At 51.3% G+C, this 21689-nt stretch carries 15 protein-coding genes; 3 read left to right on the forward strand and 12 right to left on the reverse strand.

The features are described 5' to 3' along the window. Positions 1 to 252: 252 nt before the first annotated feature. Complete coding sequence (locus ACJJIC_RS06135; protein WP_445356612.1) at positions 253 to 2328, forward strand: TonB-dependent receptor; 2076 nt, start codon at positions 253 to 255, stop codon at positions 2326 to 2328. Positions 2329 to 2399: 71 nt separating this feature from the next. On the opposite strand, the gene ACJJIC_RS06140 is transcribed toward ACJJIC_RS06135, so the two are convergent. The 5 genes from ACJJIC_RS06140 to ACJJIC_RS06160 form a co-directional block, all read right to left on the reverse strand. After that, positions 2400 to 4250, reverse strand: a complete 1851-nt coding sequence (locus tag ACJJIC_RS06140) for a DUF885 domain-containing protein (protein WP_445356613.1) — start codon at positions 4248 to 4250, stop codon at positions 2400 to 2402. A 130-nt stretch (positions 4251 to 4380) separates the two neighbouring features. Beyond that, positions 4381 to 6297 carry a 1-deoxy-D-xylulose-5-phosphate synthase gene (dxs, locus tag ACJJIC_RS06145; RefSeq protein WP_444910531.1) on the reverse strand — a complete coding sequence of 639 codons (1917 nt, stop codon included), beginning with the start codon at positions 6295 to 6297 and terminating at the stop codon, positions 4381 to 4383. A 94-nt stretch (positions 6298 to 6391) separates the two neighbouring features. Then, positions 6392 to 7285: a polyprenyl synthetase family protein gene (locus ACJJIC_RS06150; protein WP_444910975.1), complete on the reverse strand. Its 894-nt coding sequence runs from the start codon at positions 7283 to 7285 to the stop codon at positions 6392 to 6394. Positions 7286 to 7300: 15 nt separating this feature from the next. Then, positions 7301 to 7552: an exodeoxyribonuclease VII small subunit gene (locus ACJJIC_RS06155; protein ID WP_444882781.1), complete on the reverse strand. Its 252-nt coding sequence runs from the start codon at positions 7550 to 7552 to the stop codon at positions 7301 to 7303. Positions 7553 to 7634: 82 nt separating this feature from the next. After that, entirely contained in the window at positions 7635 to 9113 is a 1479-nt protein-coding gene (locus ACJJIC_RS06160; RefSeq protein WP_445356614.1) for a DUF7133 domain-containing protein, read from the reverse strand. An 801-nt stretch (positions 9114 to 9914) separates the two neighbouring features. On the opposite strand from ACJJIC_RS06160, the gene ACJJIC_RS06165 reads away from it, so the two are divergent. Further along, entirely contained in the window at positions 9915 to 10484 is a 570-nt protein-coding gene (locus ACJJIC_RS06165) for an HNH endonuclease (RefSeq protein ID WP_444882779.1), read from the forward strand. 85 nt (positions 10485 to 10569) lie between these two features. Here the strand turns inward: ACJJIC_RS06165 and ACJJIC_RS06170 are convergent, their stop codons facing one another. The 6 genes from ACJJIC_RS06170 to ACJJIC_RS06195 form a co-directional block, all read right to left on the reverse strand. Beyond that, positions 10570 to 11574, reverse strand: a complete 1005-nt coding sequence (locus tag ACJJIC_RS06170) for a D-alanine--D-alanine ligase (protein ID WP_444910528.1) — start codon at positions 11572 to 11574, stop codon at positions 10570 to 10572. Between the two features lie 4 nt (positions 11575 to 11578). Beyond that, positions 11579 to 12487, reverse strand: coding sequence for a penicillin-insensitive murein endopeptidase (gene mepA / locus ACJJIC_RS06175; protein WP_445356615.1), 909 nt, complete (start codon positions 12485 to 12487; stop codon positions 11579 to 11581). A 76-nt stretch (positions 12488 to 12563) separates the two neighbouring features. Further along, entirely contained in the window at positions 12564 to 13637 is a 1074-nt protein-coding gene (gene hisC / locus ACJJIC_RS06180; protein WP_444910526.1) for a histidinol-phosphate transaminase, read from the reverse strand. Further along, positions 13634 to 14671, reverse strand: a complete 1038-nt coding sequence (locus ACJJIC_RS06185) for an FHA domain-containing protein (RefSeq protein ID WP_444910525.1) — start codon at positions 14669 to 14671, stop codon at positions 13634 to 13636. Before ACJJIC_RS06185 ends, hisC begins: the two co-directional genes overlap by 4 nt. Continuing rightward, on the reverse strand, positions 14662 to 15960 hold the full coding sequence (locus ACJJIC_RS06190) for a S1C family serine protease (RefSeq protein ID WP_444887207.1): 1299 nt from the start codon (positions 15958 to 15960) through the stop codon (positions 14662 to 14664). Before ACJJIC_RS06190 ends, ACJJIC_RS06185 begins: the two co-directional genes overlap by 10 nt. Positions 15961 to 16068: 108 nt before the next feature. Then, entirely contained in the window at positions 16069 to 17850 is a 1782-nt protein-coding gene (locus ACJJIC_RS06195; protein ID WP_444910524.1) for a trans-sulfuration enzyme family protein, read from the reverse strand. Between the two features lie 534 nt (positions 17851 to 18384). Here ACJJIC_RS06195 and ACJJIC_RS06200 point away from each other — a divergent pair. After that, on the forward strand, positions 18385 to 18888 hold the full coding sequence (locus ACJJIC_RS06200) for a hypothetical protein (RefSeq protein ID WP_444910523.1): 504 nt from the start codon (positions 18385 to 18387) through the stop codon (positions 18886 to 18888). Here the strand turns inward: ACJJIC_RS06200 and ACJJIC_RS06205 are convergent. After that, positions 18885 to 21434, reverse strand: coding sequence for a protein kinase domain-containing protein (locus ACJJIC_RS06205; RefSeq protein ID WP_444910522.1), 2550 nt, complete (start codon positions 21432 to 21434; stop codon positions 18885 to 18887). The two genes, ACJJIC_RS06200 and ACJJIC_RS06205, sit on opposite strands and share 4 nt — an antisense overlap. Between the last annotated feature and the right edge of the window lie 255 nt (positions 21435 to 21689).

A 21689-nucleotide genomic window follows, 5' to 3' on the forward strand; every position in this document is an offset into this window, starting at 1 on the left:
ATTTCGACCTCCTCTTGGAGGTTAGGTCGGAGAATAGCTATCTGCCACTTTGCCTAGAAGTTAGGAAAAATAGATTGACTAATTTGTAGATGACGCTTTTTTATAGCGTGTTTTTACTTCGGTATAGCTTTTGACAGGGAGCTTGATAGCTTAATGCGGAAGGAGACTTTGAGAGAAGTAGGGGGAGAGTGGGAAAACCCTGCCCAGGTCCTGTATGGTGGACTGATACCGAAGGAAAAATAAGCTGGAAGCATGTTAATAAAAACCAAGAGCCTGGTACTAATACTTTTGTCGGTCAGTCAGGTGGCTTTGTCGGATTCGGCGAACATAGAGTCGGTCGTTGTCACAGCTAGTCGTGTTGAGAAACCGTTTCAGGATTATCCAGAAAGTTTCTCCATGGTTGATCGTTTCGAGTTAAAGCTGATTAAGCACAATCATATCCAGCAAAGTTTAGTGCGAGTTCCTGGGGCCAATGTGGCAAGGGGTAACGGCCAGGAATATTTACCCGCATTGCGTTCGCCAGTACTGTCTGGGGCTGGAGCCTGTGGCAGTGTGCTGACAATGGAGGATGGCATCCCTCTGCGAGCACATGGATTCTGCAATATAAATGAGTTGTTTGAATCCCATAGTGAAATGGCTCAGAGAATTGAAGTTATTCGCGGCCCAGCCAGCACCCTGCATGGTTCCAATGCTATGCATGGTGTCATGAATATTCTGAGTCCGGAAATTGAAGAAAATACCAAGGCCTTTTCTGGCATTTTAGGCTTTGAAGGTGGTCCTCACGATTACTATCGAGCCAGTATTTCGGCAGAATCTAACCTTTCTAACAAAGGCAGAGTACGAGCAGATCTTTCCCTGACATCTGATAGTGGTTATCGGAACCACTCTGGTTACGATCAACAAAAGCTCAGCCTTTTACACTCTGTCACTACAGGGAAGACACAAATCCGTTCTCGTCTGGCAGTCACGAATTTAAATCAGGAAACAGCGGGTTATATCGAAGGATACAATGCCTATCGGGATGATCAGCGGGACAGGGAAAACCCGAATCCAGAAGCATTCCGCGATGCCTCCGCGGTACGGCTTTACTCCATTCTCGATATTGATTTGGGCTTGGGAAAAAAGCTGTCACTGGCCCCTTATCTTAGAAAAACAGATATGCGTTTTCTGCAGCATTATTTGCCAGGGCAGGCGTTGGAAGAAAATGGCCAGGAGAGTATCGGCTTGCGGAGTAGCTATCTTTTTAGCTGGGAAGGCAACTTGGAAGTAGTAATGGGGCTAGATACAGAATTTACTCAAGGCTACTTACGAGAACGCCAAAAGGATCCAACTGAGGGATCAGATTTTTTGCGGGAGACTATCCCTGTAGGTAAGCACTATGACTATCAAGTAAATGCTTACAGCGTTGCTCCTTTTACTTTGGCTACCTGGAATGTTACCGATACTTTAAAGCTTTACAGCGGTGTACGTTTTGAGTCGGTACAGTATGACTACAACAATAAAATGCTTTCTGGCCGTACGGCCGAGGATGGTCTCCCTTGTGGCTTTGGTGGCTGTAGGTTTAGCCGGCCAGAGGACCGCAAAGACAGTTTCCAGAACTGGTCACCCAAACTAGGAGCTACTTACGATTTCACATCAGACCTGCAATTATTTGTCAATATGACTCAAGGATATCGGGTTCCCCAGGCAACAGAACTTTACCGTTTACAGCGAGAACAAACTGTTGCCGAATTGAAGTCCGAGCAAATCAGCAGTATTGAATTGGGGGTACGAGCTATTAAGGAAAACCTTTCTTATGAGCTCGTCGCTTATGGAATGCGCAAGCGCAATGTGATTTTTCGGGATACGGAGTACTTTAACCAATCTAATGGGAAAACCTCACATCGCGGTGTAGAGATGGCTCTTGGCTATAAATTTGCCCAGGACTGGCGACTGGAGGCTTCTTCCAGTTATGCGGAGCACCGTTATCGAGATGAGCGAGAGCTGCAGGGAGTATTACTGGATGGCAATCTTGTGGATTCAGCTCCCAGGGCTTTCGGTAGCTATCGCCTGCAGTGGCAACCTCGGCAAGGTATAAACGCTGAACTGGAGTGGTTGTATCAGGGGCGCTATTACACCGACCCCCAAAATCAGCATGAATATTCTGGGCACAACTTATTGAACCTGCGAGCCCGGTGGGAATTCGATCGTTGGGCTCTCTCAGCAAGGATGTTAAATCTAACCAATAGGGCTTACGCAGAGCGAGCGGACTATAGCAGCTTTGCTGGGGACAGGTATTTTCCTGGGGAGCCACGCGCAATCTATTTATCTGTATCTTCAGAGTGGTGATTTGATTAGAGGGTTTTTAGCGGATACTTCAGTCATAAAAAAAGGCAGGAAATACCTGCCCTTTCGCTTATCTAGCCCGCAGAGATTTGTGATGTTACAGGGGGAGTAACCTGGGCCGATGCAGAGCCCTGGCTTTCAATCCAGCTGTTCATTCGTGTTTCGAGAATATTTAAGGGCAGGGCACCGGCGCCAAGAAGGGCATCGTGGAAGCTGCGGATATCAAAATTATTGTCGAGTTCCTCTTCTGCTTTTGCACGTAGCTCCTTAATTTTTAATTGCCCTAATTTATAGGCCAGTGCCTGTCCAGGCCAAACCAGGTAGCGATCAATTTCCACGGTGACATCGTGCAGAGGCTTGGCACTATTTTCCATAAAATAGTCAATTGCCTGCTCACGGCTCCAGCCCAGCTGATGCATGCCGGTGTCTACAACCAGACGCACGGCGCGCCACATATCGTAGGTCAGCGCCCCAAACTCGCTGTAGGGATCTTTGTACAAACCCAGGTCATAACCGAGGCTTTCGGAGTAGAGGCCCCAGCCTTCCACAAAAGCGGTATAGAGAGCCATGCGTCGCAATGGATGAATATCAGCTTGCTCCTGGGCCAGGGCAATCTGTAAGTGGTGGCCAGGCATTGCCTCATGTACCGTCAGTGCTTCCATTTCCCATTTGGGTCGACTGGGCAGGTTGTAGGTATTGGCAAAGAAGATACCCGCGCGGCCGGCTTCGTTGGAGCCAGGCTGGTAATAGGCCGTGGTCTGTGACTGCTCCGAGTAGCCGGGAATGGGTTTAACTCCATAGGGCAGCCTGGGCAAGGTACCAAACAGGGCGGGCAGCTCGCTATCGATGCGCTTGGCAATATCCCGGTAGTCTCGTAACAGGGCCTCACGGCTGGTGTGGTAAAAGCGTGGGTCAGTGCGCAGGAATTCTGTAAAGGCCTTGAAGTCACCTTGGAAGCCTGTTTTCTGCATGACAGCTTGCATCTCTGCACGGATACGCTTCACTTCGGCCAAGCCTATGCGGTGGATTTCTTCCGGGCTAAGGTGAGTGGTGGTGCTCTTTTCTACTTTGTAGGCATACCAGCGTAGACCGTCTGGGCGACTGCTGAGGGCGATGCCTTTCTGTGCTTCAGGAATGTATTCCCTTTCGATAAATTCCGCCATGTCTCGCCATGCCGGTAATAACTGGCTTGCGTAGATGGCGAGGGCGCGCTGGCGCAGGCTTTTTTGTTTCGCTTTGGGGATGGCGCTGGGCATTTCCGCAAAAGCACTGAGTAGAGGACTCTGCTCGGGAGTTGTGGGGATCAGCGCGCGGATCTGCCGGGGTAGATCACGCAGAGTGATTTGCGGCGGAGTAACCCCTTTTCTTAATCCCTGCTGCATTAGCGTCTGTGTCTGTGTTACCAAAGTTGGTAGCTTTGATAGGCGTGCCAGAATATCTTCGTAATCAGCAACCGTACTGCGCGGCATACTGTTGAGTACATTCGGCACATCGAGCTGGATACCGCTCATATGGGTAATGGGTTGTAGATGTTCGGGGAACTGGAAGCCCTTCACCCCACCGAGCAAATCCTGGTAAAGCAGTTGGTAGTCCAGTTGTTGCTGCTCGGGTAACTCGCTGACATCGAGGTTGCGGGTAGCACCTAAAAGTTGACGAGTCTGTTCTTGTCGAGCCTCAATGCCTCTCTTTGAGTTGTCTACCCAGCGATCATTTTGCCCTGGATAGCCCTCATAAGTGGCCTGGCTGGGAAAGCTTTCCATAATCCAGCGATAGCGCAGATCCTGTAGGGCCACCAGTCTTTCAGAGGCATTCTCTTTCGGCAGCGCCCGATAGGCCTTCTTAAAATCTTCCTGTTCCATAGCGGTTGCATTGAGGCTGGCGAACAGACCGATGGATGCGACAAGAGTTTTCTTGAGTAGTGACATCTTTCCCCCAAGGCGTGCGGAAATTGATTGATAGAAGGGCGCTAGGTCACGCGGTATCGTCAAATCAATAGTAAGCGGCTGAGTTGTGGTTCAGGACCCGATATCCCAGATGGTTATCGGGCCCTTATGGTTAGTTTGCGGCTGCGGCGCGGTCGTTAAAATTGTGCCGGTTAAGCAGCTGCAGGCGCCGGCGGATTTGTTCCTCAATGCCGCCGGCATCGAGGCCTATCTCTGCGAGTAGGTCTTTGTGTTTGCCGTGCTCAATAATGCGGTCCGGCAGGCCTAGTTGCAGTACGGGCAGGGTTCGCGCAGAGCTGTTGAGATACTCCATAACGGCGCTGCCAGCACCTCCGGCGACGGTATTTTCTTCGATGGTGACCAGCAACTGATGGCTGTCGGCCAGTTCATCAATCAGCTCTTCATCTAATGGCTTGACCCAGCGCATATCGGCGAGAGTGGCGCCCAGGCGCTCAGCCGCTGCCGTAGCGGGAGCGAGTAGGGTGCCGAAATTCAAAATGGCCACGCCGCTGCCTTTACGCAGTAGGCGGCCCTTACCGATAGGTAACTCGCGCATCTCTTCTTCTATTGCGGTGCCCATACCGGTACCGCGGGGATAGCGCACAGCGGCGGGCCCCTCGTACTTGTATGCGGTATAGAGTAATTGGCGGCATTCGTTCTCGTCGCTGGGTGCAGCGATGGCGAGGTAGGGCAAGCAACGCATAAAGGTCAGATCGAAGCTGCCTGCATGGGTTGGGCCGTCTTCACCTACAAGGCCGGCGCGGTCGATGGCGAAGGTGACATCCAGGTTTTGGATAGCAACATCATGCACCATTTGGTCATAGCCGCGCTGTAGGAAAGTAGAGTAAATGGCCACAACCGGCTTTTGGCCCTCGCAGGCGAGGCCGGCAGCAAGAGTAACGGCGTGCTGCTCGGCAATAGCTACGTCTTGGAAGCGTTTTGGAAAACGCTTGGAAAACTCTACCATGCCAGAGCCCTCACACATGGCGGGGGTAATTCCGATTAGGCGCTCGTCCTTTTCGGCGGTGTCACACAGCCACTGGCCGAAAATATCCTGATACTTGGGCAGCTTCTTCCTGCCCGGCACAGCCACCTGGACTTTGCTCTCTGGCTCCAGCTTGTTCAATGCGTGGTAACCCACCGGGTCGGCTTCAGCCGGACCAAAGCCTTTGCCTTTGGTAGTGGCGATATGCAGTAGCTGGGGACCGGGCTGGCTGCGCAGGTTGCGCAGGGTGTGCACCAGATCGTGCATGTTGTGCCCATCCAGTGGCCCAACGTAGTTGAAGCCCAGTTCCTCAAACAGAGTGCCGGGTGTGATCATGCCTTTAACATGCTCTTCGGTGCGGCGCGCCAACTGCCAGGCCTTGGGAATAGCCGATAAAATCTTGCGGCTGCCCTCGCGCATATTGAGATAGGTTTTGCTGGCAAGAATCTTGGCGAAGTAGGTAGCCAGGCCTCCGACATTTTTAGAGATCGACATGCTGTTGTCATTGAGCACAACCAACATATCCCGGCCTGTGTGAGATGCGTGATTGAGTGCTTCGAAGGCCATGCCAGCGGTCATAGCGCCGTCGCCAATCACCGCCACGACTTTGCGCTCGTCGGGGGAACCCAGGGCCATTCCCAGGGCGGCACCGATAGAAGTACTGGAATGCCCCACGCCGAAGGTGTCGTAGGGGCTCTCACTGCGCTTGGGGAAGCCTGACAAGCCGCCTTGCTGGCGCATGGTGAGCATCTGCTCGCGGCGGCCGGTGAGTATCTTGTGAGGGTAGGTTTGGTGGCCCACATCCCAGACCAAGCGGTCCTCTGGCGTGTTGTAGATATAGTGCAGGGCGATGGTCAGCTCCACCACACCGAGACCGGCGCCGAAGTGTCCGCCGGTTTGGCCGACACAATACAACAGGTACTCGCGCAACTGGTTGGCGAGTTCGGGCAGTTGGCGTTCATCGAGTGCGCGCAGCTGTGCCGGCTCGTCAATGACGTCAAGCAGCGGCGTATGCGGGCGTGTGCGTGGAATTTCTTCGAGCATCAAACGGTTCAATTGCTACAGATGGTATTTGTGAAGGGGATTGTATGCCTGTGAAGGGCATATTGCATCCCAATGACGGGGTAGAGATCCCGACTTAGTGGCCGCGTTGGACGATATAATCGGCCAGCTGCTTCAGTAGTAGTGTATCGCCGGGCAGTGTTGAAAGGGCACTTAAAGCCTCCCCGCGCAAGCCCTGGAGCTTCTCTTTTGCGCCTTTGAGCCCCAGTAGGGAGACATAAGTCGGTTTGTTGAGAAGGGCGTCTGCGCCCTGAGTTTTACCCAGAATGGCAGTATCTACTGTGACGTCAAGGATATCGTCCTGTACCTGAAAAGCCAGGCCAATGGCTTCTGCGTAGAGGGTTAGCGCTTCCAGTTGGTCGCTGGTAGCACCACCGTGCAGCGCGCCCATGCGCGCACTAGCGCGAATAAGGGCGCCAGTTTTCAGGCGATGCATCGCTTCTAGTTGTGCTAGGGTGAGGGTTTTATCCACAGAATCCAGGTCGATGGCCTGACCTGCAACCATTCCCCGGCTGCCAGATGCCTTTGAGAGCTCCGCAATAAGTAGTAGCTTCAATGCGGGTTCGGTGTTATCGGCCAACAGCAGTTCGAATGCCTGGGTTTGTAGTGCATCACCGGCGAGAATAGCGGTGGCCTCGTTGTAGGCGATATGGCAAGTGGGACGGCCCCGGCGCAGATCGTCATCATCCATGGCTGGCAGGTCATCGTGCACCAGTGAATAGGCGTGGACGCACTCAAGGGCAGCGGCGCTGGCGTCGCATCTGGCAGGATCAAAATCCACCCCACGGAAGACCTGGGCACAGGCGTACACGAGTGCTGGGCGCAGGCGTTTGCCAGGGCCCAGTGCGGCATAGCGCATGGCCTCAAAGAGCTTATTGGCACCGGGAATAGATTCTGTCAGCGTGTCGCGGAGACGGCTTTCGACACGCTGAGAGGAATCCTTGAGGAATGCACTCAGCTCGGCGGGCAGGGTAGGGGAGCTCACTTAGGAATCGCCTGAGGAGTTATCGGCTTCGAACGGCAACTCGCGAATACTACCGTTCTCCTCCATCAGCATTTTGACCTTTTGCTCGGCGCTGGCGAGTTTTTTCTGGCACTCACGGGTGAGTTTGACCCCTTGTTCAAAGTCGGCCAGGGCCTCCTCCAGGGGCAGGTCTCCTGCCTCCAGGCGTTCTACTAATTCTTCAAGAGCCTCCAGGCTCTGTTCAAAACTTGCCGATTTTTTCTTTGCCGCCATAGCATCGCCTCGTAATTGCGGGGCAACCTTAGCCGCTGGCGCGGCAGGGGTCAATTGGCATGGAGTAAGGGGTAAGAGGGAGTTATTGCAAAGCTTCCCTTGAAAGCAGGTAGTGGGCCAATGCTTTTTTCTGCTCCTCGGTGAAATCATATCTGGGCATCGGGGGGGTTGGCGTATCAAAATAGTCCGCCAGGCTTTGCACGGTGTACTTTTTGTTGAGCCCTGCTAATGGTACCTGTTGCTGGTGGCACTGCGCACAATTGTGGCTCAGGTATAGCGCTCTTCCCTCGCGCGCGGCGGTGGCATCGGTTGGTGGTGGTTTTTTGGGTACCCTAGGTGTGGTAGGTGTTCTCTCCGCGGATAACTTTACTTTTTGTGGGGTAGCGGTGGGTGAGAGACGATAGATGGCCCCCGCGTAATCGTCTGATATATAAATATTGCCCTTGCCATCTTCGGCAATTGCCACTGGCCTGCCAAAAACCTCCTTGCGGTTGTTGCTGAGGAAGCCCCAGAGGAAATCCCGCTGGGTGATTTTCCCGCCTTCATCCCAGTGTAGAGATACCACTTTGTAACCATCTTTCACGCTTCTGTTCCAGGAACCGTGCAGTGCTACTAAGGCAGCGCCGCGATAACCTGTCGGTTGTTCCGGACTTCGCAGGAAGCGGATGCCTAGAGGGGCATTATGTGCGGCGAACTCGTGTACAGGGGGGAGGGAAGCGGCAATCATTTCTTTGATGGTGGGGTCTTCATCGTCGATAAAGTCCGGGTCCGGTACCCGGTCACCATAGGCATAGGGCCAGCCGTAGAATTTTTCGGCTTGGATAAGGTTGAGCTCATCGGGTGGCAGGTTGTCACCCAGCCAATCGCGACCATTATCTGTGGCATAGAGGCCGCCATCTTTGGGTGACCAGTCAAACCCCACACTATTGCGCAGGCCGGTGGCGAATATTTTGAGGTCACTGCCATCGGGACGCAGGCGCATAATACTGGCGCGTCGACGATCTTTTTCTACACAGACGTTACAGCTGGAACCGCTACTGAGGTACAGCCAGCCATCCGGTCCCTTTTCAAGGGTTTTGGTCCAGTGGCCGCTGTCTGCCAAGCCTTTGACGATTCTCTGGTAACGCCCTGCCAGGCGGGCATCGGAGTGATCAAAGGGCACTCTGCCTACAGCATCGCTTTCCGCTATATATAGCCAGTTCTCATGCAGTAGAAGTCCGTGTGGGCGGTTTAAGTCTCCAATTAAGATGCGCTGGCTGTCGGCGCGTCCATCACCGTTACGATCGGGGGTTAATAGGGAAACCTGTCCCTTCTTGGGTTGGGATACGAGGATATCCCCCGAACGGGTTATTGCCAGCCAGCGAGCATTGGGCACATTATCTGTAAATAGTTGTAGTTGATAGCCAGTGGCGGCTGTTAAATTTTGAGTGACCTCCTGCTCGCTGGTTTTCGCGCCTCCAATGATTTGGCGCCAGGGAACGCTAATACCCGAAGAGACTGCTGTGAAGGCGCTTGAAACAACGGCGCTGAAGATAAGCAAAAAAATTAGCGTATATTTCAACGTCTTTTTCCCTGTTTCGATTGAACTTGAAATAAAGGTGTTTATAGTGGCCGCGCTCATGCACTGAGCTCCGTTTTAGCACAGTGTACTCATCGAGTCTCCCTCTCATTTATTAAAGAAATATTTCACCTTGTGAGATATGTCTTACATAAAATTCAGCAGATTACCCCTACTCTTTTTTCGCCTGATGTCCATAATTAACTGGCAGGGACGCAAAAGGGACTGCAACTCTGCGGCAAAGGATAAAAGGAATGCGCCGCTCGCCCTAAGGATATGGGCACCATCCTGTGAGACGCACCGCCCGGGCCGGATTGCCTGGGCGGTGTTTTACATGCTCGAAGACTTTATATTTGTTCAAATAACTTTTAATAGTAATTTTTTACTTAATCTTCGCTCTCTCTAATCGTTAATTATTCACGGTCGTTACTTTTTGTAAGGCAGGTCTGCTTCTATCTGGAATTTGTAATATTTATCCGCTTTAATGATGAGAGGTCGGCCATTATTGCTCGGGCCGGTGGAGGATGGCGCATTCAGCAATCAATCATTAGCAGTGCCCGTTTACGCTCTGGCATTCTCTCACTGCCGGACTCTTGTCCTCTCGCCATTGAAATCATCAGCGGGTTATCGCCTTTATCACTTTAACGCCTTATCCAAACTGGACTCTCATGTTCAGGCTTATTTGTCTATCTCTTTCTTCCAGGCAGCTTGTCAAATCAGATATTTGAGTGCCGGAAAAGCATCCGCTTGGTTAGTTGTAGTAGTAGGCCGGTTTCTTCTGTCTAACTGCGGGGAGGCGAAGTCATGCAAGCACGCATTTTGCGCCTGAATTTGGCGGGACAGCCATTGGACTGGCTCACTTGGCAGGAGGCTTCCTGTTTATACGTCCGGGATCTGGTTACCTGGTCTTTGGGGGGCATAGTACAGAGGGTAAGGGGCGGGTTTAATCGGAATGGAGAGCGTTCGGCCTTGGATCTGGCATCAATTATCGCCTGTGGCGGTGCTCGAATGGCGCGGCCACGCAACCGTCCGCCGCTTACAAACCGCGCACTTTTTTTTCGTGATGTGCACACCTGCCTCTACTGCGGAAGTATTTTTAAGTCAGCTGAGCTAACTCGAGATCATGTTATCCCTGTGTCGAAGGGAGGGATGGACTCTTGGGAAAATGTGGTCACAGCCTGTCGCCGCTGTAATCAGCATAAGGGCAATTTTTTACTTGAAGATATTGATATGGAATTACTGGCTCTGCCCTTTTGTCCCAATGCTGCAGAATATCTGGCTTTGATTAATAGTGAGCGGATTCGCGGGGATCAGATGGAGTTTCTGCGCAGCCAATTTTCCCGTAGACGGCAACAGGATTGGTTGTTGCACTAGTTGTGTTTCGTTTACTGACATTAAAAAAAGGGGCTATTGCCCCTTTTTTTAATGTCAATTTTCTGAGTGGGGTTCAAGGTAGTATTTATTTAAGCGATTGTTTTACCGCGGAACGAATTTGACCCGTCAGATATTCAGTAAAATCATGGCCATGGTTTTGCATCATTTTGGGGAACATAGAGTTGGGGGTCATTCCGGGGAAAGTATTGACTTCATTTAGGTAGAGTTCCCCTTCGTCTGTTAGGAAAAAATCGATGCGAGAGAGATCTTTCAGCTTTAGGGCCTTAAAAGTACGTATCGAAACTTCCTGAATCCAAGCCAATTGCTCTTCGCTCAGACCCTCAGCTTTAATAAACGTCTCGGCGCGACTGCCTGCGGCATATTTTTCCTTATAGGTATAAAAAGTATCTGCTGGCGCGCGGACCTCACCGGGACGAGTGGCTATGAGCTCTTCGCCATAAGTGTAAACTGCCACCTCGAGTTCGCGGGCATTGAGGGCTTTTTCTACCAATACATAGGATGAGAGGGTAAAGGCTTCTGCGATTGCATCTTCCAAATCTTCCTTATGGCTGACTTTAAAGCAGCCCACCGAGGAACCCTGGTTTGAAGCTTTGATAAAGACCGCTTCCCACTCTTCCAGTGCGGCGTGGGCCTTACTCAACTCTTCAGCCTCCAGGCTGTGTAGAAACAGATAGGGGGTGTTATCGATCCCTAGCGCGCTCAGCCACATTTTCGTTTTAATCTTGTTAAAACAAATTTTGCTCGCCTCCGGTGCTGAACCGAAATAGGGGATGCCGAACATCTCGAGTTGGGATTGCAGGTCGCCAGTTTCTCCTGGGTAACCGTGAATTGCTGGGATAACGTAATCGACATCCCAGGCATTGCCGGCTTCATCGCGAATCTTGCCATCGTAAAAGATATGATAGACGCGACCTTCTTTATCAGTCAGGCAACCGCTAGCATCCATCTCAACTCGCATCAGGGCGATATCTTCAGATTCGGCCAATTGTCCTTCAATAAAATCTGCGGTGCGCAAGGACACTTCGTGCTCGCTGCTGCCACCGCCGCAGATAAGCAAGGTGTTGATCATAAAGTTATTCCATCGTGGTGCCAGCTGGAGGTGCCAGTAAAACCTGCTGGCACTGCTGCGGCATCGTCTTGGGTTTGGGTTTTGTCGGCTGGGCCTTAGTGCCGTTCAGTATTGCGTAGAATTCTTCGCTGAACCACCAGTCCAGGTCATTCCCGCAGGGTGTGGTGCGCACTGGAGCCTGAGGCTTGCAGTCACTGCTGCCGGCCGGGCAGGCAAGCCGCACATGAAAGTGGTAATTGTGTCCCCACCAGGGGCGTACTTTGCGCAGCCATTCATTGTCGGTGCCCGAAATTTCACATAAGTGACGCTTGATGGTGGGATGGACAAAAACCCGCTCTACCCGCTGATCCTCTGCGGCCATACGCAGGATCTTGGGGACTCGTTCGTCCCAATTTTCTTTGACCAAGCGATGTTCGCGGGTATCGGCCAGAGGTATCGCGGAGATATTATCGCGCTCCCACTCTGTCAGTGCCCGCTCTGCAGCGCGCTTGTCTTGTGAAAACCAAATATCCACATCAAGGCCGGTCTGATGGCTACTGTGCCCTCCACTGCCAAAGGGACCACCTCGCGCCATGGACATATCGCCGATCTGTATTCTGCCGAGGTTATTCCGTGCGACACTCCGGGAAAAGTCCTTGAGGAAGGCGATGGTGTCCGGGTGGGCGAAGTGGCGATCGCGGCCGGTGCGCACCAGTTGATAGCCTTCGCCACGTAGAGGCAGGGTTTCTCCTCCTGCGAGGCAGCCATTGGTATAGGTGCCTATGCTGGCTGGGTTCTGTGCGCTGGGGCTCTCACTCTCCTCCCAGGGGTTGGCCTGGGCCTGATAGCTCAGGATGGCGGTGGCTAGAACCAGAGCGCTGGCGAAGAGCTTGGTATTGGCGAACAGTTTGGGGCGATTAAATAAGAGAGACATAAATCCCTAGTTACCGATAAGTCTGGTGGTCGGGTTGCGCTGGGCGCGGACCCGACGAGTATAGACTGACAGTTTACTAGCTCTGTGACGCAAGTATCTCTTTACAGTTCCCTATCAGTTGGTCCATTTCCTGATCTGTGCCAATAGAGATACGCAGGTATTCACTGATGCGGGGCTTATTGAAGTATCTCACCAGAATGCCCAGCTCGCGCAGCGCCAGGTAGAGGGCCTCGGCACCAGGGGCAGGGGGCTTCGCCAGGATGAAATTCGCTTTGGAAGGTATAACTTCAAACCCCAGTTCAAGCAGTGCCTTTTCTGTGCGAGAGCGTGTGGCGACAACCTTGCTGCAGTTGTTTTCATGCCAGGCCCTATCGCGGATGGCTGCAGTAGCCACTTCCTGTGCGATGGCATCGATAGGATAAGAATTGAAAGAGTTCTTGGCGCGCAGCAGCCCCTCAATCAGGTGTTCCTGCCCCATAGCAAAGCCGAGGCGCAGACCTGCCAGAGCATAAGACTTAGACAGGGTGTGAATGACCAGCAGATTGGGGTATTGCTCGATCAATTGGGTGGCACTTTCCCCCCCAAAATCGATGTAGGCTTCATCAATGATCACCACTCGCTCTGGTTGTAGCTGCAGTAGTGCTTCAATTCTATCGAGTGATAAGTGGCGTCCTGTCGGGGCGTTGGGATTGGGGATAATAATTCCAGCGGCAGTACCCGAGAAATCCTCTACATTGAGACTAAAGTCTTCTGAGAGGGGAATACTGCGGGACTCTATGTCGAAAAGCTGGCAGTACACTGGGTAGAAGCTGTAGGTGATATCGGGAAACAGTAAGGGTTCGTTGCGGCGGAAAAAACTATAAAAACTCAGCGCCAAAACCTCATCAGAACCATTACCGACGAAAACCTGCCTGTCATTCAGTCCATATCGCGTGGCAATGGCTGCGCGCAACTCACAGGACTCTGGGTCGGGATAGCGACGCAGGGCGTCGGCAAAATCTTTCTGTGCCAATAGTGCCAGTGCTCGGGGCGAAGCGGGGTAGGGGTTCTCGTTGGTGTTCAGTTTAATCAGAGTTGTACCGCTGGGCTGCTCACCGGGAGTGTAAGGTTCCAACTGTTCCAGGCCGGGGCTCCAAAACACTGTATTCACTGCTCTACCTCTACGTTCTCGTTTTCTGCGGAAGAGCTCTCCTTGCTCTCATTTTCCGGCTCTTCTTTTTTGATAGGAATATCAAATAGTGCGGCCGAACCGGTGATAAATTCCTGCATGGGCACCGGTTTACGCAACAACATATTATCGTATTTGAGCTCAGTGGAGAGCGCCGGTGTTTCTCGGAAGTCATCGATCGAGCTGATCGTTTCCACCAGACTGAGGCCTAAAAAGCCGAGCGGCAGTACTAGTGCTACCGCCCAGCGCCAGGCGCGCCCTAGGTTGGTGGCCAGATAACAAGCGCACCAGAGCATAGTGGGCAAAATGACAGCGAGTACCAGGAAGTCCAGAACCTCCATGGTATCCCCTATGGCGAAGTTGTAATTCAGTATACTGCCTAACCACTCCCAGACGGCGTAAGTGAGTACGCCCATAGCGGCGATGGAAAGGTGGGCAAAAAAGTGTGTTTCGTGGCGGACCACCCTGCCTACAAAAGCCCAGGCACCCGCATAAATCACCAAGCCAATCACCGCACTCACTAAGATGTTGACTGCGATGGTCCACTGATAAGTACGCGCGTAGCCGAGGTAGCTGAGCAGTACCGTGGACAGAGCTACGGCGAGTACCAGGAGGGTAGCGTACAGAGGGTTGGATAGGCTGGCAAACAGATTTTCCAGCGAATGCAGAGGGGTGGCCTCGGCAACATCGTCATCGCAATTAAATATTCGTAAGCGCGACTTACCACATTGTATTAGATCCCCAGAGGTAATCTGATGGGAGGAAATCTCCCCCGGCTTAACCGATCGGTCTTTCAGATTCCCCAGTAGCTGGCTGCCATTCACCGTATTCAAATCGTGCAGAATATAACTGCCATCTTCTTCCCGACGAATTTCTGCATGGCGCCCATCTGTGTGGATGTCTTCCAAGATTGCATCGTTGCTATAGGCGCGGCCCAGGGTGAACTTTTCACCTTTCATTCGGTAGCGCACCTGCACCCGGTGAGCGCGGTTGAGTTCTTCAATTATCAGTGCCATTGGATTTCGCTCGTGAACTTCTCGGCAAAGGCGTCGGCAGACTCCCGGGTAAAGCCGGATAGAGTAAAGTGGCTGACCAGCGCGCGATTCTTCTGGTCCACGCTGAGGCTCAAGAAAAAGATATCGTACAGATCGGGGAAGTTTTTATAGCGTCTTACACAGTAACTGGTGCGGCTAATTAGCGGTTTTTTACTGCGCTCTGGTTTGGATACGGGGCCATTGCCATTGCGCGGCTGGGAGGTAAAGTTCTGGCGGCAGCGGAAGTTGGTGACATCCTCTTCACCGGCACTGTTGCCAGGATAAAAAGTGCTCATCTGATGCTCGTATTCCGCATAAAAGCGTGCCGGTAGAAGACCTTCAGATTCGAGCCAGAAAAACTCGTACTCCACTCGACCGGTGTTAAAGTCGTCGGAGAGAAAAATCACATCCTGCCCAGTACAACCTTTATCGATGCGTTTAATAGGATTGTCGCTATCTTCCTCACTGTTGCCCCAGCACTTAATGGCGGGCACTATTTCCCCAACAACCTTGGCCTCGCCGAGGGAGCGGCGCTGCCAGTCCGCCTCCAGTATGGAGTCGATAATACGCTGTTGATTGTCGAGTAGCTGCTGGTAGGTGACCTTTTGTAGGTCCAGTGCTACATTGCGTTGATGGAAGTGCTTTAACAAGTTGATCAGTTTATCCACCGGAACCAGGAAGCTTACCTGGTTACCGGCAGTTGCCACATTGATCCCCACTACTTGGCCGCGAGTATTAATAGCCGGGCCACCACTCATGCCGGGATTAATAGAACCGGCAAAATGAATACGATCGTAAAAACTGCCTCCGGCGATACCGTTGTAAGTGCCTGGGATCAGGGTCATCCCAAGATCCAGAGGATTACCGAGGGAGACTATGGTTTCGCCTTGCTTTGGGGTTTCGGTGGCGAGTTGCAAGTATTCTTTGCCGGGCTTGTCCTGGCGTAGTAGCGCCAAGTCATTGACGACATCGATATCCAGGAGCTCCAGGGTGCCCTTGGTGCCATCGGTTGAAAGATATTCCAGTATATATTTATCCGGATCGCTAACTGCTTGCGCGACAACGTGGTAATTGGTGGCGAGTAGACCATCGGCGGAAATCTGGAATCCTGAGCCGAGCCCGGCTTTCGAATTAGAAGATTTTTCAATTAAGCGTATTTGATAGAGGCTACCGCGATAGTCGCTGTAAAGCTGCTCATATCCCTGTGCCAGCGCCAGAGTTGAGAGACAGAAGAGCACCCAGGCCAGAAAGTGGGCAGAAAAATTCGGCATTTTGTTTGATTAAATTATGGACAGAAGCGGTGATACTACGGGATATAGGGTAGTGCAACAAGCGGGCCACGGCAGGGGATAATTACTGTGCGCCCGCTTTTCAGATTTTTATAGGTAGTCGGTGATTTTCGGTTGTGCTTCTACAACTTTTTTATGTGATTCCAGATAGAAGCGGGTGAAGGTAGCATCCGCTTCCTGCGGTGAGATAAAGCCCTCACTAAATCCAGGGCTGACCGGGTCAAGATGTAAGCGCGCACAGCTGATCACATGAGCCGCTAGCTGAGCCATATTTTCATCTCCCACCGATATTCGGATTGTGGTTGCGAATATACCCGCCGCTTCCATGGCCTGAGGAGAAAGTTCGGAGTGAGAAGTAAGAGCGGGGCAAAGTACCATGGTATTGGTCTGCCCCAAGCTTACCATCTGTCCAAACGCGGGCTCCAGCGCATCGAAGAAACTCTTGAAAGCCTCAGTGGGAATCTGTGCCGCTTCCATATCAATACTAAATAATGGGGTTGGCAGCTGATAGCGCATCAAGGCTTTGCGTAGCTTCGCGTTCGGATGGCTTTCCACCGCATGGCTGTTCACACGAATTTTGCTGTGACTGGCGAAGAAATGGCTGAGGCACTGGGTATTGATACACTTGGTCAACATACGCATTTCCAAAGTGCGCATACCACAGTGCACCTCCCAGGCTTTATCCGCATCTAGGAAAGCGCCTTTGATGTAATACACATCCCAGAACATGCACTGATCCCAGTTCAGCCCCTTGGCACTGTCGCCCTTGGGAATAAACATACGGTGGTTTTCCCCAATCACCACGCCAGCGGTTGCGGCACCGGTGCCGCCAATGTCTTTGGTGTAGGAGTGCACAACAAAGTCTGGACGCTCCTCGCGATCTTGGCGTCGCAGTGGTTGGTAGAGGAAGGGGGTGGCCAGGGTGGCATCCAGGCTGATCAGAATATTTTCCTGGTGTGCAGCCTTACAGATAGCGGGTACGTCCAACATGATACCGTGGGGGTTGCAGGGCGATTCGATATAGACGTGGAGCTTGGAGCCTTGCTGAAGGGCATCGGCGTAATCTCGCTGTGTGTCGGCCAGTAGTTTTTCGAAGTCTTTACCGCTGGTGCCGTCAAACCAAACCAGCTGGATCGCCAGTTTGTCTGGTCGAGCATAAAAATCCTGTAAGAGCTGGTGTACGCCGCCATAGATATTGCGTGAGACGATTAAAATATCGTCGCGGCGCAGCTGATTGGAGAGTAGTGCGTCAATGGCGGCCATACCGGAATTGAAGTTCCAGGCCATATACTCATTGGCTGCCGGTCCGCACTCCAAATCCACAATGGCGTTGGCCAGGGAGATAGAGGTGGGGTTGAGTAGGCGAGAGTAAATATCGTGGCTGGGTTCACGGCCGCGGAAGGCGTCGTCTACCCACTCGGTACAGGCATAGATATAAGTGGCGGTGCGTGCAATCACCGGCGTAGCAGAAAAAATCGCCGGGATATTATCGAACAGTGGGTAGCCACCTCGGGTGGTGATATTGAAATCATCTCCCTGCAGACTCTGAAAGCTGGCGCGCAACGGATTTTGAAGGGTGTCCAATAATTTTGCCAGCTGGAAACTCATAAAGCGTTTGGCATTGAAGTAGGCAATTTTGTCGGACCGATCCAATCGGTTCAGGGTTTCGCTTATCTGGCCCCACAGCTGATTTAAGTTGCCCTGTGCCTGATATAACAGCGCCGCAGTTTGCTCCAGTAAACGCCCGTGCTCTGACTCCTGATCAATACAAAAATGCTGGAGTTGCTCCCGAGCAAGCTCCGCAATATTAGTGGCCTCGGTGCTGTTGCGTCGGGGAGAGAGAATTTTTACATCTTCGAGATTCGCTTCCATCGTATCCTCATCAGGTGATTCTTTTTGTTATTAGATGACTCTAACAGCCTAAGAGAAAGGATAAAATACTTGGCGTGTAATTCCTTGTAATTGGCCGTGATAGACCTGTAATTCCCGAATTCGTAAAGTAGCTACCAGTTGAGGGGGTACGGGAGATTGTGAAAGCGGTTCCCTGCCACGGATGGGCAGCCCCCACAACATTTCGGATGGATTTTGTATTCTCGCACTGTCGGAGGTGCGAGAAGCGGGAAGAATCAGCGCAAGCTGAGCGGACAAGCTGGAACCGACGGGTGCAGAGTCTTAGTCGGACCTTGTGGATGAGCTTGCCCGAGGCACGGATGCCAAATTTTGCTCTTGATAGTGTTGTTGTAACCGTCGATGGTTGGGACCATCATTCCGGGCCGGCAGTGGCTATACTGCCGGCTTTTTTTCAGAGCTGAACTGGTTATCATGACGCAGTCACAGACGTATTTTACACGAATAAAAACGTCTTAGGATGACACCAAATAACAAATGCTTACAAGGGGATGAACGATGAGCACTTGTGCCGATTTACCCGTACTCGAGTGCGAGGTACCTGAAGAGGGCTTGAAGCTGGATCTGGTTTTGCGGCCCAGAGAGCAAAAAGATGGTGAGCCGCAGTACTGGCCGCTGTTTAATGCCGATAATCCGGAGGAGCATTTTGGCAATATGCGCTTCAAGATCCACAAGGGTGGTGTGGTTGTTCTGAGAATTACCCTGGATTTATCAGAGGTGTCGGGGCGCGAGTTGGAGTTTGTGCGTTACCAGCAGAGCCAAAAGTTAGATGGCATTATTGCGCTGAGCCCGGATTTTCGGCACCAGTTCCGTGCTCGCGCCAGGCAGGTGGATGGGGATTACACCAAGTTAATTATTAAAATCAAGGATAAAGAGCAGATTCCGGATCGCTTTAATTTCCTATGGATGTGTGTCGATCCAGAAACGGGGATGCACTTTGTTTCCGGAGACCCCGAAGCTGGTGTTGACCCTGTTCCTGGAAAGGGTGGTGAGGAGCCCTAAGGACATATGGTCGCTAGTGTTTTCTCTGATCCATGGGATTGGGTGCAAAGTTGCTTAAGTGATGGAAGGTTAAACCACTTCGCATCCATTCCCTGGTTCAGCAGTTGTTCAATATGATAATTTGCGGACTGCCATTCCCCGGCAAGTGCATAAACTTGCGCCGCGTAGTACTTTATATAAGTGCTATCAGGCGACTCTCTTAGGAGTTCTTTGATTAGACTAATAGAATTGGCTGTTTCGCCTAAATAGCCAAGTGCTAGGGAACGGAACTTTTTTGTTTCGAGGTCTGTAGCTTCTGAAGTGAGTTCCATTACCTTTAAGAAGTGCTCTTTAGCACCCTCTTCGTTTAGGAGCATCAAGTGGGTTTCTGCAATTTGTAAATGCATTTGTACATTTTCGGGAGACGACTCTAAAATATCCATATAAACATCTAGTGCTTGTTGATATTTTGATTGAAAAAAAGCAACTGTGCCCAGGTTACCTTTTGTTCTCCAGCTTCGGTTTTCCTGAGGGATGGCTAGTATGGCTTTCTCAGCAAGATTGAAATTTCCATTCTCAAGCTCAATAACTCCTAATAGTGCGTAGGTGGGCCAATACTTTGGGGAGCCTTGAATTAGCTCAGTTAAAACTTCTTTGGCTGCTTTATAATTGCCTGTTGCCATTTGATTGATAGCAACTAAATATAGATTATTTGAGGATGGGTTGAGCTCTGCGGCTTGCTTGGCGTAGTCTAACCCTTGAATATAATCCCCTTGTAGATACTGGAAGCGAGAATACTGCGCGAGTAAGTGTGATGAAGGGTGGCCTTTACTTTGTAGTTTTTTTAATATTGTTTCAAACCCCTTTTTATCTGCTGTGACAGACATCAGAGCCAGCTTCGCTTCAAGAATGGTAGTTTCATAAGATTCCGACACCTCCGCATTGGCAAGAATTCTGAGGGCCTTGGTAAGAAACTTTCTATCGTTTGTGTCGCCGTAGCTTGTAAGAGCCATGCGTGCATATAAAGAATAAAGGTTTATATTCCTAGGGTATTTAAGGATCAAATCCTCAACGCCAGTCAAGTCAAGGCCTTTTGCGGAAGCACTAATTCCATACATGGCAAGCGTTGTCAGATAGATGTCATAATCTGCCGGCTCCATCTTACTGTCATTTATCGCTCCTTCATGATAAGCGTTAGGAAAAAGCTCCTGTAAACTGTTGCCAACCGTATATTGAGCTTCCTGTTGCTTGGAGCTGAGGAAAACAAAACCGGTTTGTTTTTTGACTTGTGAGTCTGCTGGGTTGATTCGCTGCAGTTCGATATTACAGCGAGATTGCATACAATCCAGGCGAGCGCGAAGAGCATCAGTAACCCCCCTGTCCTTCAGTTTTTGTAACTGCTGTTCAAGGCTTAAGTTTTGGGAAGGATTAAAACTGAACAGTGCGCTGGATTTAAGCCGGGCGGGAGTACCCATTAATGCTTGACGAACCATTGCCTTGATCAGGGTTTCCTGGTCTTCACCACCACGCACCTCGCCATTAAACTCCACGGGAAGGATTGCGATATACTGTGGGGGCAATTGCATAAAAGTGCGCCAACCCCAAAATATGCTTAATCCAAGTAGGGCTATACCGGTTAATACTGCGGTAATACGCCCTCGTCTCCTACGTGGCTTAATTAATAGCTGGGTGACAGTTTCCGAATACTGTTGAGTGTCTGCATCAATGCCATGCTTTCTCACCAGCTCCAGGGCCTCAAAAACTCTTTCCGCGGACTCGGGTCTCTGTTCTGGGCGCTTGCCCAATAGTCTGTCTAATAGTGCAGCTAAAGGTTTGGGGATCTCCGGCCAGACCTGTTGCGGTGGAATATGGGGCTTACTGGTAATTTGCTGGGCAAAGGCCAGTGCACTCTTATCGCCACGCTCAAACGGTTTGTGCCCGCAGAGTAATTCATAGGCGATACTGCCCAGGCTAAACAGATCGCTACGGGCATCTAGGGTAGTACCCTGCAGCTGCTCAGGAGACATGGCCTGCACGCTGCCGGCGATATGGTCTTCTCTGGTGAGTTGCTGGTCGCAATCGAGAGCTTTGGCGATTCCGAAGTCGGTGATCTTGGCTACACCATCATTGGTGACCAGGATATTCTCAGGTTTTAAATCCCGGTGGATAATCCCCAGGCAGTGGGCCTTGCCCAGCCCTTGGCAGATCTGCATCAGCAAATCGAGTTTCTCAGCTAGCGTGGCGGTACGTTCGCGTATCCACTCTTTGAGGGTAACGCCTTCAACCAATTCCATGACCAGGGCGATATTATGGTCTTCCTCCAGGACATCGTACAGACGTACAATGTTGGGGTGGTTCAGTCTGGCTAATAATTGTGCTTCGCTGCGAAAACGGGCTTCGGCGGAGTTGCCTGTCATATCAGAGCGCAGTTGCTTGATGGCGACTTTGCGCCCCAGCTTTACGTCTTCAGCCAGATAGACAACACCCATACCACCGGCGCCAAGGGTGCGCTCTACCCTATAGCGACCTTGATATACCTCAGTTTTCTCCAGCGCAACTACGTCCATTGTATTTAGTTCTTTTCGGATGGATAGGGGATTCTACCCGATAGTACATTTTCGTGAAGCTATCTGTCTCCATTTCAGAGGAAATGGTTCACGTTATTCCATTTCTTTTGGATTGCCATCGGTTGCAAAAAGAGACGTGCCTAACGTCTATAAAGTCTTTATTTTAAGGAAAGAAATGCGAGAGTTTCAGCACGTGAACCTTTAAGGTGAGTTCACTCTGGCGGAAAGTCATATATGTCAAGAAAGGCTTTGCTG

The sequence above is a fragment of the Microbulbifer mixtoriginis (SeqCode) genome (assembly GCF_052468275.1).

Coding starts and splice junctions, on each gene's coding strand:
- ACJJIC_RS06135 (WP_445356612.1), top strand. CDS start 253: ATGTTAATAAAAACCAAGAGCCTGGTACTAATACTTTTGTCGGTCAGT.
- ACJJIC_RS06140 (WP_445356613.1), bottom strand. CDS start 4,250: ATGTCACTACTCAAGAAAACTCTTGTCGCATCCATCGGTCTGTTCGCC.
- dxs (WP_444910531.1), bottom strand. CDS start 6,297: ATGCTCGAAGAAATTCCACGCACACGCCCGCATACGCCGCTGCTTGAC.
- ACJJIC_RS06155 (WP_444882781.1), bottom strand. CDS start 7,552: ATGGCGGCAAAGAAAAAATCGGCAAGTTTTGAACAGAGCCTGGAGGCT.
- ACJJIC_RS06165 (WP_444882779.1), top strand. CDS start 9,915: ATGCAAGCACGCATTTTGCGCCTGAATTTGGCGGGACAGCCATTGGAC.
- ACJJIC_RS06170 (WP_444910528.1), bottom strand. CDS start 11,574: ATGATCAACACCTTGCTTATCTGCGGCGGTGGCAGCAGCGAGCACGAA.
- mepA (WP_445356615.1), bottom strand. CDS start 12,487: ATGTCTCTCTTATTTAATCGCCCCAAACTGTTCGCCAATACCAAGCTC.
- ACJJIC_RS06185 (WP_444910525.1), bottom strand. CDS start 14,671: ATGGCACTGATAATTGAAGAACTCAACCGCGCTCACCGGGTGCAGGTG.
- ACJJIC_RS06190 (WP_444887207.1), bottom strand. CDS start 15,960: ATGCCGAATTTTTCTGCCCACTTTCTGGCCTGGGTGCTCTTCTGTCTC.
- ACJJIC_RS06195 (WP_444910524.1), bottom strand. CDS start 17,850: ATGGAAGCGAATCTCGAAGATGTAAAAATTCTCTCTCCCCGACGCAAC.
- ACJJIC_RS06200 (WP_444910523.1), top strand. CDS start 18,385: ATGAGCACTTGTGCCGATTTACCCGTACTCGAGTGCGAGGTACCTGAA.
- ACJJIC_RS06205 (WP_444910522.1), bottom strand. CDS start 21,434: ATGGACGTAGTTGCGCTGGAGAAAACTGAGGTATATCAAGGTCGCTAT.